Source organism: Cupriavidus sp. 01L43, from assembly GCF_056399925.1.
In genome coordinates, this window is record NZ_JBFTSH010000010.1 from 135,253 (window position 1) to 149,080 (window position 13,828).

A 13,828-nucleotide genomic window follows, 5' to 3' on the forward strand; every position below is an offset into this window, starting at 1 on the left:
AAAAGTCATGCGGCTGATTCTGTTCCGTTTCGGGCTCAGGCCGCAAGATGTCGGGTCCAATCCGTCCCCATGCAGTCCGATTACAGGATGCGCCCCATGCGATGTTTCGGAAGGTGGTTGCCGGCCGCCCTCGCCGCGCTTGCGGCCTTGACCGTGATGAGCGTACTGACCGCGCTGCCCGCGCGGGCAGCGGCGCCGGCGAGCGCGCCGTCCCCGGAGCAGATCGCACGCGGCCGCTACCTGGCCGGCATCGCTAACTGCGCCGCTTGCCATACCAAGGAGGGCGGGGCGCCCATGGCCGGCGGTCTGCCGCTGCGCACCGGCGCCGGCACGGTCTATTCGACCAACATCACGCCGGACTCGGCCACGGGCCTCGGCGAGTATTCGCTCGATGATTTCGACCGCGCCGTTCGCCGCGGCGTGGCGCGCGACGGCAAGCGCCTCTATCCGGCCATGCCGTACACGTCCTATGCCCGCATGACACGTGACGACGTGGCGGCGCTCTACGCCTACCTGCGTGCCGAGGTCAGGCCGGTCAGCCAGTCCAACCCAGACGCCGAGATGCGCTGGCCGTACAACATGCGCTGGCTGCTGGTGCCCTGGAACTGGCTGAATTTGCGCGATGACCCCGTGCGTACCGATGCCTCCAAGGGCGCCGCCTGGAACCGGGGCGCCTACGTGGTGCAGGCCGTGGCGCACTGCGGCGCCTGCCATACGCCGCGCGGGCCGCTGTATGGGGAGAAGGGGCTGGACGAGCGCAGCCGGCATTTCCTGGCTGGCGCGTCCGTCGAAGGATGGTCGGCCACCAACCTGACGGGCGACCAGATCACGGGCATCGGCGCGTGGACGAAGGCGGACGTGGCCGAGTACCTGCGCACCGGCCGCAATGCCCACGCCACCTCGTTCGGGCCGATGTCCACGGTGATCGCCGCGTCCACGCAGCATATGACGCCGGGCGACCTGGACGCCGTGGCCACCTATCTGAAGTCACTGCCCGGCACGCGCGGCGAGACCCAGCCATTCCGCTACGACCCCACCGTGACCACGTTGCTGGAGCAGGGTCGATTCGATGCGGCCGGCGCGCGCCAGTTCGCCACGTTCTGCATGCCCTGCCACAACGCCAGCGGACGTGGCTTCGCGCGGGTGTTTCCGCCGCTGGCGGGCAACCCGACCGTGGCCGATCCAGACCCGGCGTCGCTGATCAACCTGCTGCTCGAAGGCGCCGTCACCGCGCGCGTGAGCACCGCGCCCACCGATTACCACATGCCCGGCTATGGCTGGACCATGGAAGACCAGGAGCTGGCCAACCTGCTCACGTTCATCCGCGGCAGCTGGGGCAACCGTGCCGCGCCCGTGACGGAGGCCGCCGTGGCCGCCCGCCGGCGCGAACTCGGCACGCCCACGCCCGAACCCGCACGGCCCCCATCGCGCTGACGCCATGACGATCACTCGCAGAGACTTCCTCAATGGCGCCGCGCTGACCATCGCGGCCGGTATCGCCCCGGCGGGCTTGGTGCGTGCACAGGCCACGGCGGCCGGCTACCCGCCGGCGCTCACCGGGCTGCGCGGCAACCATGCCGGCACGTTTACGCTGGCCCACGGGCTGGCGCGCGAAGGCACCACATACCCGACCGTGCTGGCGCGAGAATCGTATGACCTCGTGGTAGTGGGCGGCGGCATCAGCGGGCTGGCGACGGCCTGGTTCTATCGCCAGAAGTTCGGCGCGGACCGGCGCATCCTGATCCTCGACAATCACGACGACTTCGGCGGCCACGCCAAGCGCAACGAATTCACGGTGCGCGGCAAGACGCTGGTGAGCTATGGCGGCAGCGCCGAGATGCCGCCATCTGCCACCGACAGCGCGGCCATGCGCACGATGCTGGCCGGGGTGGGCATCGACATCCGCACCGCGCCGGCACCCGGCCCGGGCGACGCTTATCAGCGCCGGGGGATGGGCCGCGCGGTGTTCTTCGACGCCGAGCACTTCGGCCGCGACCAGTGGCTCGCGGGCGATCCGTTCGCAGACGGGATCGATGCCCGGAACGCCGCCAGCCAGCCGCCCGCCGACGGCATCGCCCATTTTCTCGATGCCGCGCCACTGCCCCCGGCAGACCGGCAGGCGCTGCTGCGGCTGGCGCAGGGCGGGGTGGATTACCTCGCCGAGATGAGTGGGACCGATCGCACGGCCTACCTCCAGCGGACGCGCTATGCGATCTTCTTGCGCGAGAAAGCGGGGCTTGGCCTGCCGGCCGTGCGTTTCCTGCGCAGCCGCAGCCACGATGCCTATGCGCTCGACGCGGACGGCATCTCGGTGGCGCAGGCTATCGCCATCGGTCTGCCGGCGGGGGCGGGCATGCCCAAGCCGGTGCTCGATCCGCGCCTCGGCAAGTCGCCGGCCTCGCGGCTCTGGTTTGCCGATGGCAACGCCACGCTGGCCCGGGCGCTGATCCAGGCGCTGGTGCCGGGCGTGTCCATGGCGCCGCGCGGTGGCGCCGGGCTGGCCGATGCCCGCTTCGACTACGCCCGGCTGGACCGCGACGGCAGCCCGGTGCGCGTGCGCCTGAACAGTACGGCGGTGGCCATCGAACCCGATGTGCGCATCACGCGCGTGACCTATGGCTGGCAAGGCAACCTGCAACGCGTGGAGGCGCAGCACGTGGTGGTGGCCGGCTACAACATGATGGTGCCGTTCATCCTGCCGACGCTGCCGGCGCCGGCCAAGGCCACGCTGCGCGCGTGCGTGAAGGCGCCGCTGGTGTATACGAAGGTGGCGCTGGACGACTGGCGCGCCTTCGAGACCCTCAAGGCGTGGCGCATCCACGCGCCGACCATGGCGTATTCGGACCTGTGGCTGGAGGCGCCGGCTGGTGCTGCAGCCGATCCGGCCAATCCGGCGGTGCTTCACATGCTCTACGTGCCCACGGTGCCGGACAGCGGCATGAGCGCGCGCGAGCGCTTCCGCGCCGGTCGCGCCTTCCTGCTGGGCACGCCCTTCGACGCCCTCGAGCGCGAAATCCGCGCCCAACTGGACCGCATGCTGGCCCCGGGCGGCTTCGCTTCATCGAAACAGATACGTGGGATTACGCTGAACCGCTGGGCGCATGGCTACAGCTATATGCCGGGCGGGCTGGCGCCCGACGACGCCTCGCTGCAGGCCGCGCTGGAACAGGCGGGGCGAGGGGTCGGCAATGTGCGGATTGCCGGCGCGGACAGCGCCGGCAATGCATCGGTGACGGGCGCGGTGGATACCGCGTGGCGCGCCGTGGACAGCCTGTCTCGCCCCGCCGCCTAGCGGGGCAGGAGGGGATAACGGCTCCGGTCAGTTGCCGGTAACGAACTTCTGGAGCAGCCGGCGGAATTCCTCGAATTCCTCCTCGCTGAAGCCCTTCAGGTGATGGTTCAGCACCTCGGGCGCGATATCGGGGATCTGCGTGGCGACGGCCTTGCCTTTCTCGGTCAGGATCAGATTGACCACGCGCCGGTCGTCGATGCTCCGGCTGCGCTCCAGCAGCCGCTTTTCCTCCAGTTTGTCGAGCATGCGCGTCATCAGGCCGCTGTCGATGCCGAGCAGCTTGCTGATCTCGAACGGCGTGGTCGCCATGCCGCGGTTCAGCGACAGCAGGATGCCCATCTGCTGGCCATTGATGTCCAGCGGACGCAGGGCCGAATCCATCTCCAGCAGCAGGCTGTTGCGCGCCTTGTTGAGATGGAAGCCGATACTCTGTGTGAGTTGGAAGTTGTCTTTGGTGTAGTGGTTCACTGCGCTTACCCCCTCTTGCATCCAATCGATCAAGCCGCGCGACGGCTCGCCAGCGCGTGAGCGCGGCTGATACGGCCGTCTGTTCTTTGCCTTCGGTGGCGTGCGCGCATACGCGGTGTGCGCCGGGACATGTGCCCCATGCCATGTCCGCAGCTAGTCTGGCAAATCTTGTAAAAAATGTGAATTCAATTTTATTGTGATTTGATGTAAATGCCGCTGGTATCTAAATTGCCGCCCAAGAATAATCCCCTAGATAATCACCCATCCGGGTGGCACGATTTCCATCGAGATAATGATGGATGACCCAAGCGGGTAAGTTGCAAGGTACGGCATCGACACTGGCGCAGGGTGCCTGGAAAAGAAAAACTAAACACGGGCGCAAGAACGTTCATATCGGCAATCCGGTCATGGAGGCGCAGGCTACGTTACATTCGCCGCAGGGCGTCGCCCCATTTAGCACGCCAGCTCATCGATGAGAGCCACCATGCATCCTTTCGCCCGGGCCTCGATGGCGGGCCTGATTGCGGCCGCCGCATCGGTCGGCCATGCCCAACCGGTGCCGGACGCGCTGGTCCCTTCGCAGGCACAGCCACCAGCCGCCCCGCCAGGCAAGTCGGAAAAACCGCCGCTGTCGTTCTTCGACCCCGAGGACGGCATGCTCGACATGAGCGATTTCCTGCTCCACCACAAGGGCGCGCTGCCCGTGCCGACCATCATCACGGAGCCGGCCGTCGGCTATGGCTTCGGGCTCGGGCTGCTGTTCTTTTCGCAATCGCTGGCCGACCGGGCCGCCGAGGCCCACGCCAGCGGCGAGGGCCCTGCGCCACCCAATATCACCGGCATCGGCGGCGCCTATACCGAAAATGGCACCTGGGCGGCCGGGCTCGCGCATTTCCATACCTGGCAGGGCGACCGCATCCGCTACCTCGGCGCGATCGCCAAGGTGAGCGCGAATCTGGAGTATTTCGGCTTGTCGAACCAGCCGCGTCACTATTCGCTGGACGGGGTTTTTCTGGTGCAGCAGGTGCTATTCCGCGTGGCCGATTCGCACTGGTATGTCGGACCGCGCTATACCTATTTCGATTCCACGGCCACGTTCAAATTCGGCGGCAACGCCCCGGAAGTGGGGGGAGTGACCAGCGAACAGCGCATCGGAAAGGGTGCACTCGTGGTCGATTATGACTCCCGCGACAATATTTTCTTCCCGGGCAAGGGGATTTATGCCGAATTCGAGGCCCAGTTCGCGCGCGGGGCGCTCGGCAGTTCGCAGGACTTCAATATGTATAACGCCCGGGGTTTCACCTGGCTGCCCATCGCCCGCACGCTGATCCTGGGGCTGCGCGCCGACACCAAGTTCTCGACGGGTGATGTGCCGTTTTATGCACAGCCCTATGTCGACCTGCGCGGCGTACAGGTAGGCCGCTACCAGGACCGCAACGCCGTGGTTTCCGAGGTGGAGTTGCGTTGGGACGTCACGCCGCGCTGGTCGGTGCTCGCCTTCAGCGGGGTGGGCAAGGCCTACGGACGCTGGAACGACTTCTCAGACGCCAGCACCGTGGTCAGCGTGGGCACCGGCTTCCGCTATGTCATCGCACGGAAGCTGGGGATTTCGATGGGGATCGACATCGCCCACAGCCGGGACCAGAACGCCTTCTATATCCAGATGGGCAGCGCGTGGCGCTGAGTGGCTGACCACGCACCGCCCATCCGCCCTGATCCTTACACGGCCGGGAAGTCCAGTGTGGTGTCGTTCAGGCGATTGATCATATTGGTGAAGAGGATGGCGCCGACCGCGTGCACCGCCTCCACGATCTGCGTGTCGTTGAAGCCGGCGGCGCGCACTGCCTCCACGCTCGCGGCCGGCAACGTGCCGCGCGTGCCCACCAGTTCGAGGACGAAGCGCACCAGCGCGTCGGTCCGGGCGTCCTGCGGATAGCTGCCCTGGCGCAATTGGCGGGTTTCCTCAGCGGTATAGCCAGCCAGCTTGGCGATCATCGTGTGGGCGGCCACGCAGTAGTCACAACCGCTGTGCTCGCTCACGGACAGGTTGATCGCTTCCCGTTCACGCGCAGAGAGTGAACTTCCCTTGACGACTTCGCCGACCTGCAGCGTCTGCGCCAGCACGGCCGGCGCGTTGCTGCCGATGGTGGCGTACATATTCGGCACCTTGCCGAGGCCTTTGCGGATGGCGCCGAACAGTTCGGCGGTCTGGCCGGTGGCTTGCTGGACGGGGGCGGTATGGAGACGGGTGGTCATGATTGCAACTCCTTGCTGATGCGATGGGTGAGAGTTCTGGGTTCCTTGCTGCGGAGACACCGTGCTGCGTGGCGCTTCCTTGGACTCCATAGTAGGGGCGTCGACGATCCGAATGGACTAGAATTCACTCAACTATTTGCTCAATCGTCTCAATGGATAGTCTCAGCGAACTCGTACGCCTGCTCGCGCCATCGGGCACCGTGGACCTGCATTGCCGCGTGGCGGGGGTCTGGTCGACCTTCAACGCCCAGGCCGCGCCGGGGCACGTGCCGTATCACGTGATCCTCGAAGGTGAGATCGAGATTGCCGTGGGCGATGGCCGCCTGCGCGCCACCGCCGGCGACGTGCTGCTGTTCCCGCATGGCGCCGCCCACACGCTGATCGGCCTGCAGGCCGGCTCGCGCGCCGTGGCGGCGTCGCGCCATTTCAACGGGGTGGTCACCGAAGTCACCGTGCCCGGCGCCGCCGCGCCGCTGGACATCCTGTGCGGCACCTTCGTGCTGGGCAGTTCCGCCGATGTGCTGCTGCGCACGTTGCCGGAGGTGCTGTGCATCGGCACCGACGATCCCAACCTCAACGGGAATGCGAGCTGGCTGCGCGGGCTGATCGGCATGATGCATGCCGAGGCGGACCGGCCACGGCCGGGTGGGGCGGCGATTGTGGCGGACCTGTCCACGGCGCTGTTCACGGTGCTGCTGCGGGCCTTGATCGATCGGGGCGGGGTGTCGCGCGGGCTGATCGCGCTGATGGCGGACGCCCGCATGGCGCGCGTGGTGGAGGCGGTGGTGCGGGCGCCCGAACAGCCGTGGACCGTCGATAGCCTGGCCGCGCTGTGCAACGTCTCGCGCGCGACCCTGGCGCGGCGCTTCAGCCAACTCGGCGGCATGACCCCGCTGGAACTGGTGACCACGCTGCGCATGGATCGCGCCGCCCGGCTGCTGCGGCAGGACGGGCTCTCCGCCGCCGCCGTGGGCGAGCAGTGCGGCTACGCCTCGCAGGCCGCGTTCGGCCGCGTGTTCGCCCAGCATTTCGGCATCGCCCCGGGCGCGTACCGGCGCCAGCATCGTGCGCGCCGGGCCGCCGACGATTGATCGATGTGAGCCACGATCGACATTTTTGCTGTGGGAGGTGACCCGTCACGAACATGCAGCACGCGCCCGCTGGCGGGCAGGGCCCCGCGTTGACTAGACTCGACGGAACGACAGGAGTCTCCAGGAGGGCTGCGCCATGGCCGCACGTTCCATCGCCTCGCTATCCATCAGCTTTGGGCTGGTGTCGATTCCCGTGAAAGTGTTCTCGGCCACCGAGAGCAAGTCCGGCATCAGCTTCAACCTGCTGCACAAGGGCTGCGGCTCGCGCCTGCGCCAGCAGTACGTCTGCCTGAAGGAAGACGTGGTGGTGGAGCGCGCCGAGATGGTCAAGGGTTACGAGTTCGAGAAAGACCGCTACGTCACGTTCACGCCCGAGGAGCTTTCCGCGCTGGAAGAGGCCGCGCAGCAGACCATCGACATCGTCTCGTTCATGCCCGCCGGCGCCATCGACCCGATCTACTACGACAAGCCCTACTACCTGGGCCCGGACAAGCGCGGCGCCAAGCCGTACAACCTGCTGGCCGAGGCCATGCGCAAGACCAAGACCTGCGCGCTGGCCAAGTGGTCGTGGAAGGGCAAGCAGTACATGGTGCAGATCCGCGTCGGCGACGATGGCCTGATCCTCCAGCAACTGCTTTATGCCGACGAAGTACGCGACATGGCCGACCTGCACGTCGAGGAGACCGACGTGCAGCCCGCCGAACTGGCGCTGGCGCAGCAGTTGATCGAGCAAAACTCGGTGAAGGGCTATGACGCCTCGGCCTATACCGACGAGGAGAAGCAACGCATCCTCGAGCAGATCGACAAGAAGATCTCCGGCAAGAAGATCACCGTGGCGGCCGAGGCCCCGGCGCCGTCCGGCGGCGAGGTCATCGACCTGATGGAGGCCCTGCGCAAGAGCATCGGCGCGAACAAGCGCCAGCCGGCGGCGGCCAAGAGTGCGGGGAAGGTTGCCGCCCCCGCTGCCGAAACCGCGCCACACAAGACCGCCCGCCGTGCCGCTGCGGCGCCGGCCAAGACCGCCGCCGAGCCAAAACGCGCTCGCAAGCAGGGCTAGCGCGATGACGGATGCGTATTGATGGATGACTACTCCATGCGCGATGTCCAGGGCGTTCTGGGCATTTCGCGCACCGTGGTGACGGCGCTGATCGCCGCCGGCGTGATCGCCCCCCGGCGCGGCGCACGCCAGGCCTATCGGTTCACGTTCCAGGACGTGGTGCTGCTGCGCACAGCCCAGTCACTGCGCGATTCGCGCATTCCCACGCGCCACATCACCCGCTCCCTGAAACGGCTGCAAGGGCTGGGCGAGGGGCGGCCGCCTACCGGCCTGCGCCTGTCCGCCGTGGGCGGCGACGTGACCGTGCAAGACCGCCAGGGCCGCTGGCACGTGGACACCGGCCAGTTCGTGCTCGACCTGGACGCGGCCGGCAGACCGCCGCAGCCATCGGGCAATATCGTCGATCTGCGACACGCGCGCGCACCGGCAGCGCCAGCGCCCTCGGTCGGCGACACCGATCCCACCGGCTGGTTCGAACGCGCCGTGGCCAGCGAGCAGCATGACGACGCCCCCGGCGCCGAAGCGGCCTATCGTCAGGCCGTAGCGGCGGCGCCGGACTACCTCGACGCCTGGCTGAACCTGGGCTGCCTGCTGAGCGAGCAGGGCCGCCATGCCGATGCCGTGGCCAGCTACCGGGCCGCGCTCGCGGCATTGCCCGCGCAGCCGTTGCTGCACTTCAACCTCGGCGTGGCGCTGGAAGACGCCGGCGCGCCGCGCGAGGCGCTGGAGAGCTACCACGCGTGCATCGAACTGGCCCCTGATTTCGCCGATGCGCATTACAACGCCGCGCGGCTGCACGAGGCCCTCGGCGACCCGCGTCGCGCCATCCGGCATTACAACCAGTACCGCAGGCTCGAGCCAGTGGACTAAACGCCACAGCGACGCGCATGTAGGCGCTTGTCGGACAGCATTGAAACGGCAGGCCGGCCCACAATCAGCGGACAGTCCAGGTTGGCGGAGGGGAAGTCTTGGGCATGGCATGGCGCGACCGCTTCGAGGGATGGTCTTTCTCGCCCGTCACGTGGCTGGTGTCGTTGGTGGTGTGCGCCGTGACCACGGCGAGTGCGCTGTGGGTGGGGCAGCAGTATGCCCAGCAACTGGTGGATCGCCGCGAATCGATGGTCGCCCGGGATGTGGTGGCCGCCATCGAGCGCATCATCGCCACTGTGGAGCGCGAGGGCACCCTGCACGTGGCGCCGCTGGCCGGCCTGCCGTGCGCGGCCATCGGCCGCCCGCTGCGCGAGCGCGAAAGCTACATCCCCTATGCGCGCGCGGCGGCCGTGGTGGCCAATGACGTGATCTATTGCTCGTCGGCGCGCGGCGAGATCAAGGTGCCGCTGAGCTGGTATTTCGGCGATAACAAGGCCGCCGCGCGACAGCAGCGCATCGTGCTGGTCGGCCGCACGCCGTTCCGCGAACAGGCGCCCGCGCTGGTGCTGTACCTGCCCAGCGCCACCGAGCCCTCGCAGGGCGCGATTTTCCTGATCGACGGCACCTACCTCGTGGACACCCTGGCGCACGGCAAGGAATTCGGCGCCGGCACCATCGCCCTGAGCGTCGGCGAGGCCACGATGGACCAGGACGGCACCTACCGCGACGCGCCCACCGCCATCCCACGCAACACGCTAGCCCGCTCCACCGCCTATCCCCTCACCGTGGCGGTGGCGGCATCCCCGGCGTTCTCCTCCGAGCTGTTGCACCGCTACGCCCTGTTCATCGGCGCCATCGGGCTGCTGCTCGGGCTGCTGGCCGTGGCCGGCTTCCTGGCCGTGGCCGCGCCCAAGCGGCTGCTGCTCCAGGCCGTGCGGCAGGGCCTCCGGCGCGGCGAGTTCCATCTGGCCTACCAGCCGATCGTGGCGGTGCGCACGCGCGAGACCATCGGCGTGGAAGCCTTCCTGCGCTGGCGCCATCCGCGCTGGGGCATGATCCCGCCCTCGTCGTTCATCGAAACGGTGGAATCGACGGCGGTGATCGACGACATCACGCGCTTCGTCCTGCATCAGGCTGTGGACGACATGAACCGCTACCGCCCGACGCGCGCGCTCCATGTGGCCGTGAACGTGGCGCCGCTGAACCTGCGGCGCAAGGGCTTCGCGGCGGAACTGGCGGCATTGCAGGCATCGATGCCGGACGGCTCCGGGCTGGTGATGGAAATCACCGAGCGCCACCTGCTGGCCGACCACGGCGCGGCCATGGAGGCGTTCGACCGCCTGCACCACGCCGGCATCCGCCTGGCCGTGGACGACTTCGGCACGCGCAACAACAACCTCGACATGATCCGCAACTTCCCGTTCGACTACCTGAAGATCGATCGGCAATTCACCCAGGACGTCTCCCCGGACGGCCGCGCCCTGCTGCGCAGCATCGTGGCAATGGCCCACCACTTCCGGCTGGTGGTCATCGCAGAAGGCATCGAATCAGAAGCACAGCACGCCTTGCTGGCCGAAGTCGGCGTCGACTGCGCCCAAGGCTACCTGTACCGCCGCCCGGCCAGCGCCCGGGAGATCCTGGGAGATGGGGAGGTGCAGGAGTCGAAGGCGATGGTGGCGGCTTAGGTGGTGGCGCAGGGGGGCCATCACATTTACTTCAAAGGCAGGTCGACCGTGGCCCGCTGAAGCTGGTCGGCGCGCCAGTGGTTAAGCTCGGCCTCACAGGCCAACCGCCAGATTTCCAACGCGTTGCCAATCGCGCCGCCGCCCAGCGCTGCGGCAAGCGAGCACTGATCCTTGCGATAGGTGGCAAAGGCTTTCGTGCTGGCAGCCAATCGCACTTTTGCGAAATTGACGTATTTGGGGTCTTCATCCCATCCGGCAAGTCGGCCACTGGCCTCCGCCTCGGCAGCCTTCAATGCCTTGCGGCTCTCGTCCACCTTCGCCACAAGGCATTCGCGCATGCCAGCCTGCGAATACGCTCCGCACGCTTCGCGCAAGGTCCGCTCGTTGACCGTGGCAGCGGGCGCCGCGTAAACCGGCATTGAACCAAGTGCCAGCCATAGGGCGACGAATCTTATTGCGCGCATGATGTCGGAGTGCCTCTCAAAAGCGATGTCATATCAAGCCGGCCATCCTATTCAATTGCGCGATAGCGGCCAATGACACCCGACAAACCTCACCCCTCCGCCCCAATCATCCAGCACGCCACATCCAGCCTGACTGTCTCGCCGTGCACGTACGGGTCGAACGCCGGGCGTACTACGTCGATGATGGCTTTCTGCCGGGTTTCGTCGAGGTTGGGGAGGATGCGGCCCAGGGGGCCGAGGCGGGTGATGTAGGTGAGCAGGTCTTTTTCGGCGAAGGTGCAGGTGACGTCGATGGGCTGGAGGTCGATGTCGTGCCAGCCGCTGTCTTTTAGGATTTGTTCGACGCGGGCGGCGTTGGCGAAGGCGAACTGGCCGGGGGCGTTGGGTTGGCGCGGGGGCAGTTCGGGCAGCAGCGGGGCGGCGGCCTGTTCGGCGGTGGTCATGAAGGGGTTTTCGCCGGCGCTGCGCCAGGCGATGACGCGCAGCGCGCCGTTGGGGCGGAGGGTCTGGTGCAGGTTGGCGAAGGCGCGCACCGGGTCGTCGAAGAACATCACGCCGAAGCGGGACACGATCAGGTCGAAGCTGGCCGGGGCGAAGGCGTGCGTCTGGGCATCGGCGAGGATGAACTTCGCCGGCACCTGCTCGCGGGCGGCGCGGGCCTGGGCGGCGGTGATCATCGGGGCGGAGATATCGATCCCGGTCGCATGGCCGGCCGCCCGGGCCACGGCCACGGTAGTGCCGCCGGTGCCGCATCCCACGTCCAGGACGGCGCGCGCCTGATGCTCGGCGGTGGTCCGGGCCAGCAGGTCTTCGAACGGGTGGAACAACTGGTCGAGGATCGCCTGGGCATCGACCCAGGCATTGCCGGCCGTGCCATTCCATAGCGCGGTCTGGGAGTCATCGGTCGGGCGGGTGGCATCCATGCGGGTCTCCGGGTGGTCTGGCGTTGTCTGCACGCGTCGAAGCCAGCAATATGCCAGTTGCGCCGCGCCCCGCCGGATGCCCTCACAATCGAAATGGCCGGAATTCTTGACTTATCGTTCCAGAACGCCTAGATTTCACCCATGGCCAGACCAAGAGAATTCAACAAGGACGAAGTCCTCGACGCGGCGATCGGCGTGTTCGGGGAGCATGGCTTCGCGGGTACGTCCACCGAGATGCTGACCGCCGCCATGAAAATCGGGCGGCAGAGCCTCTACGCCACGTTCAACGATAAATGGCAACTCTATTGTGCCGCGGTGGAGCGCTATGCCGGGGCGGAAACGCAGGCCCACATTGCCACGCTATACAGCAATGCCAAGGCTTTCGAGGGCATCCAGCGGATGGTCGAACGGGTGGTAATCCACGCCGGCGCGCCGTGTCTGGGCGTCAGTTCGATCAGCGAGTTTGGTACCGAGCGCGCGGACCTCACCCAGATTCGTCATGATGCGGCGAACGTCCTGGCCAAGGCCTTTACCGCCAGAATCAAGGAAGCACAGGTTGACGGCGATATTGCAGCGGATCTCGATCCGCATCACATCGCCGGATTCCTGCAGGCGAATTTCGCTGCCATTCGGCTCGCTGCCCGTGCTGGAGCCGGCGAGGCGGAATTGCGCACCTTTGGAAAGCTCACGCTGAAAGCGCTGCGGTGAGCTGTTTTTTTTCTCTATTTTGGAACGAACGTTCAAGAAAGGATGACAAATGAAAGTCGTAATGCTGAATAGCCCGGACGTGATCGATGTGGTCGAGTCGCCCATCCCCGTGCCTGGAAAAGGGGAGGTACTGGTCGAGGTTGCCGCTTCGGGCGTGAATTTCATGGACATTGGCGTCCGGCGGGGGGAGTTCTGGACGGAAATGCCTTACCCGAAGGCGCTGGGCGTCGAAGGTGCCGGACGGGTGGTGGCCACCGGTGAAGGCGTCGACGACATCCAGCTCGGTCAGCGCGTGGCCTGGGCTTACGCGCCCGGCAGCTATGCCGAGATGGCCGTGGTCCCGGCAACCTCCCTGGTGCCCGTGCCCGATGGCATCGACGATCGGACTGCTGCCGCCATCATGATGGCGGGGCTGACCGCCAGCCACTTCGCGACCGAGTTCTATCCGGTGCAACCTGGCGACGTCGCGCTCGTACACGCGGCGGCCGGTGGCGTTGGGCTGCTGCTGACGCAGATCATCAAGCTCCGGGGCGGCCGGGTGATTGGCCGCGTATCGTCGGAAAGCAAGGCGGTGATCGCGCGGAATGCCGGGGCGGACCATGTCATCGTGGACAAGGCTGGCCAATTTGCCGAAGAGGCCGTGCGCCTGTCCGGCGGCGAGGGCGTGCACGTCGTCTATGACGGCTCCGGGCCCGCGACCTTTCAAGGGTCGATGGATTCGCTTCGGGTTGCAGGGACGTTCTGCTGGTTCGGGCCGGTCCTGGGTGGCCCCGGTCTCATCGACATCATGAGCCTCCCGAAGAGCATCAAGCTTGGCTACGCGGTCTTCGCCCATCATGTGCGTACGCCGGAACGCCTGCGGGCGCACGCGGCGCAGCTCTTCCGGTGGGTCCTCGACGGCAAGCTGCGCACGACCATCGGCGGCGTCTATCCGCTGGCGGCCGCCGCGCAAGCCCATGCCGACATGGAAGGGCGGGCGACCACCGGCAAGCTTCTCCTGGTGCCGTGAACGTG

The 13,828-nt window shown here is 67.0% G+C and carries 13 protein-coding genes; 9 read left to right on the forward strand and 4 right to left on the reverse strand.

Annotated features, from left to right (window positions below; all coding sequences use genetic code 11):
• The first annotated feature begins 156 nt into the window (after window positions 1–156).
• Both AC1DP9_RS17770 and AC1DP9_RS17775 read left to right on the forward strand, forming a co-directional pair.
• Window positions 157–1,434 (forward strand): cytochrome c, encoded by a 1,278-nt coding sequence (locus AC1DP9_RS17770; RefSeq protein WP_477108059.1) that lies wholly within the window; start codon window positions 157–159, stop codon window positions 1,432–1,434.
• Between the two features lie 4 nt (window positions 1,435–1,438).
• Complete coding sequence (locus AC1DP9_RS17775; RefSeq protein WP_477108060.1) at window positions 1,439–3,292, forward strand: flavin monoamine oxidase family protein; 1,854 nt, start codon at window positions 1,439–1,441, stop codon at window positions 3,290–3,292.
• A gap of 27 nt (window positions 3,293–3,319) precedes the next feature.
• Here AC1DP9_RS17775 and AC1DP9_RS17780 read toward each other — a convergent pair whose 3' ends face one another.
• A complete protein-coding gene (locus AC1DP9_RS17780) occupies window positions 3,320–3,760 on the reverse strand; it encodes a MarR family winged helix-turn-helix transcriptional regulator (RefSeq protein ID WP_092297785.1) in 441 nt (146 codons plus the stop codon).
• Between the two features lie 484 nt (window positions 3,761–4,244).
• Here AC1DP9_RS17780 and AC1DP9_RS17785 point away from each other — a divergent pair, with 484 nt between their 5' ends.
• Window positions 4,245–5,444 (forward strand): BamA/TamA family outer membrane protein, encoded by a 1,200-nt coding sequence (locus AC1DP9_RS17785; RefSeq protein WP_255370910.1) that lies wholly within the window; start codon window positions 4,245–4,247, stop codon window positions 5,442–5,444.
• A 35-nt stretch (window positions 5,445–5,479) separates the two neighbouring features.
• Here AC1DP9_RS17785 and AC1DP9_RS17790 read toward each other — a convergent pair whose 3' ends face one another.
• Window positions 5,480–6,016 carry a carboxymuconolactone decarboxylase family protein gene (locus AC1DP9_RS17790; protein WP_477108061.1) on the reverse strand — a complete coding sequence of 179 codons (537 nt, stop codon included), beginning with the start codon at window positions 6,014–6,016 and terminating at the stop codon, window positions 5,480–5,482.
• Between the two features lie 152 nt (window positions 6,017–6,168).
• Here AC1DP9_RS17790 and AC1DP9_RS17795 point away from each other — a divergent pair, with 152 nt between their 5' ends.
• From AC1DP9_RS17795 to AC1DP9_RS17810, 4 genes are all read left to right on the forward strand, one after another.
• Window positions 6,169–7,107 (forward strand): AraC family transcriptional regulator, encoded by a 939-nt coding sequence (locus AC1DP9_RS17795; protein WP_441590857.1) that lies wholly within the window; start codon window positions 6,169–6,171, stop codon window positions 7,105–7,107.
• 136 nt (window positions 7,108–7,243) lie between these two features.
• A complete protein-coding gene (gene ku, locus AC1DP9_RS17800) occupies window positions 7,244–8,164 on the forward strand; it encodes a non-homologous end joining protein Ku (RefSeq protein ID WP_477108062.1) in 921 nt (306 codons plus the stop codon).
• A gap of 21 nt (window positions 8,165–8,185) precedes the next feature.
• On the forward strand, window positions 8,186–9,034 hold the full coding sequence (locus AC1DP9_RS17805; RefSeq protein ID WP_477108063.1) for a tetratricopeptide repeat protein: 849 nt from the start codon (window positions 8,186–8,188) through the stop codon (window positions 9,032–9,034).
• A 104-nt stretch (window positions 9,035–9,138) separates the two neighbouring features.
• Window positions 9,139–10,719 carry an EAL domain-containing protein gene (locus tag AC1DP9_RS17810; RefSeq protein WP_477108064.1) on the forward strand — a complete coding sequence of 527 codons (1,581 nt, stop codon included), beginning with the start codon at window positions 9,139–9,141 and terminating at the stop codon, window positions 10,717–10,719.
• Window positions 10,720–10,745: 26 nt separating this feature from the next.
• Here the strand turns inward: AC1DP9_RS17810 and AC1DP9_RS17815 are convergent, their stop codons facing one another.
• Window positions 10,746–11,138, reverse strand: a complete 393-nt coding sequence (locus tag AC1DP9_RS17815) for a lysozyme inhibitor LprI family protein (RefSeq protein WP_441590861.1) — start codon at window positions 11,136–11,138, stop codon at window positions 10,746–10,748.
• 134 nt (window positions 11,139–11,272) lie between these two features.
• Window positions 11,273–12,106, reverse strand: coding sequence for a class I SAM-dependent methyltransferase (locus AC1DP9_RS17820; RefSeq protein ID WP_477108065.1), 834 nt, complete (start codon window positions 12,104–12,106; stop codon window positions 11,273–11,275).
• A 141-nt stretch (window positions 12,107–12,247) separates the two neighbouring features.
• Here AC1DP9_RS17820 and AC1DP9_RS17825 point away from each other — a divergent pair, with 141 nt between their 5' ends.
• A complete protein-coding gene (locus AC1DP9_RS17825; RefSeq protein ID WP_477108066.1) occupies window positions 12,248–12,814 on the forward strand; it encodes a TetR/AcrR family transcriptional regulator in 567 nt (188 codons plus the stop codon).
• A 49-nt stretch (window positions 12,815–12,863) separates the two neighbouring features.
• Window positions 12,864–13,823: a quinone oxidoreductase family protein gene (locus tag AC1DP9_RS17830; RefSeq protein WP_477108067.1), complete on the forward strand. Its 960-nt coding sequence runs from the start codon at window positions 12,864–12,866 to the stop codon at window positions 13,821–13,823.
• The last annotated feature ends 5 nt before the right edge of the window (window positions 13,824–13,828 follow it).

Coding starts and splice junctions, on each gene's coding strand:
- AC1DP9_RS17795 (WP_441590857.1), top strand. CDS start 6,169: ATGGATAGTCTCAGCGAACTCGTACGCCTGCTCGCGCCATCGGGCACC.
- AC1DP9_RS17825 (WP_477108066.1), top strand. CDS start 12,248: ATGGCCAGACCAAGAGAATTCAACAAGGACGAAGTCCTCGACGCGGCG.
- AC1DP9_RS17815 (WP_441590861.1), bottom strand. CDS start 11,138: ATGCCGGTTTACGCGGCGCCCGCTGCCACGGTCAACGAGCGGACCTTG.
- AC1DP9_RS17810 (WP_477108064.1), top strand. CDS start 9,139: ATGGCATGGCGCGACCGCTTCGAGGGATGGTCTTTCTCGCCCGTCACG.
- AC1DP9_RS17775 (WP_477108060.1), top strand. CDS start 1,439: ATGACGATCACTCGCAGAGACTTCCTCAATGGCGCCGCGCTGACCATC.
- AC1DP9_RS17785 (WP_255370910.1), top strand. CDS start 4,245: ATGCATCCTTTCGCCCGGGCCTCGATGGCGGGCCTGATTGCGGCCGCC.
- AC1DP9_RS17830 (WP_477108067.1), top strand. CDS start 12,864: ATGAAAGTCGTAATGCTGAATAGCCCGGACGTGATCGATGTGGTCGAG.
- AC1DP9_RS17820 (WP_477108065.1), bottom strand. CDS start 12,106: ATGGATGCCACCCGCCCGACCGATGACTCCCAGACCGCGCTATGGAAT.
- ku (WP_477108062.1), top strand. CDS start 7,244: ATGGCCGCACGTTCCATCGCCTCGCTATCCATCAGCTTTGGGCTGGTG.
- AC1DP9_RS17770 (WP_477108059.1), top strand. CDS start 157: ATGAGCGTACTGACCGCGCTGCCCGCGCGGGCAGCGGCGCCGGCGAGC.
- AC1DP9_RS17805 (WP_477108063.1), top strand. CDS start 8,186: ATGGATGACTACTCCATGCGCGATGTCCAGGGCGTTCTGGGCATTTCG.
- AC1DP9_RS17790 (WP_477108061.1), bottom strand. CDS start 6,016: ATGACCACCCGTCTCCATACCGCCCCCGTCCAGCAAGCCACCGGCCAG.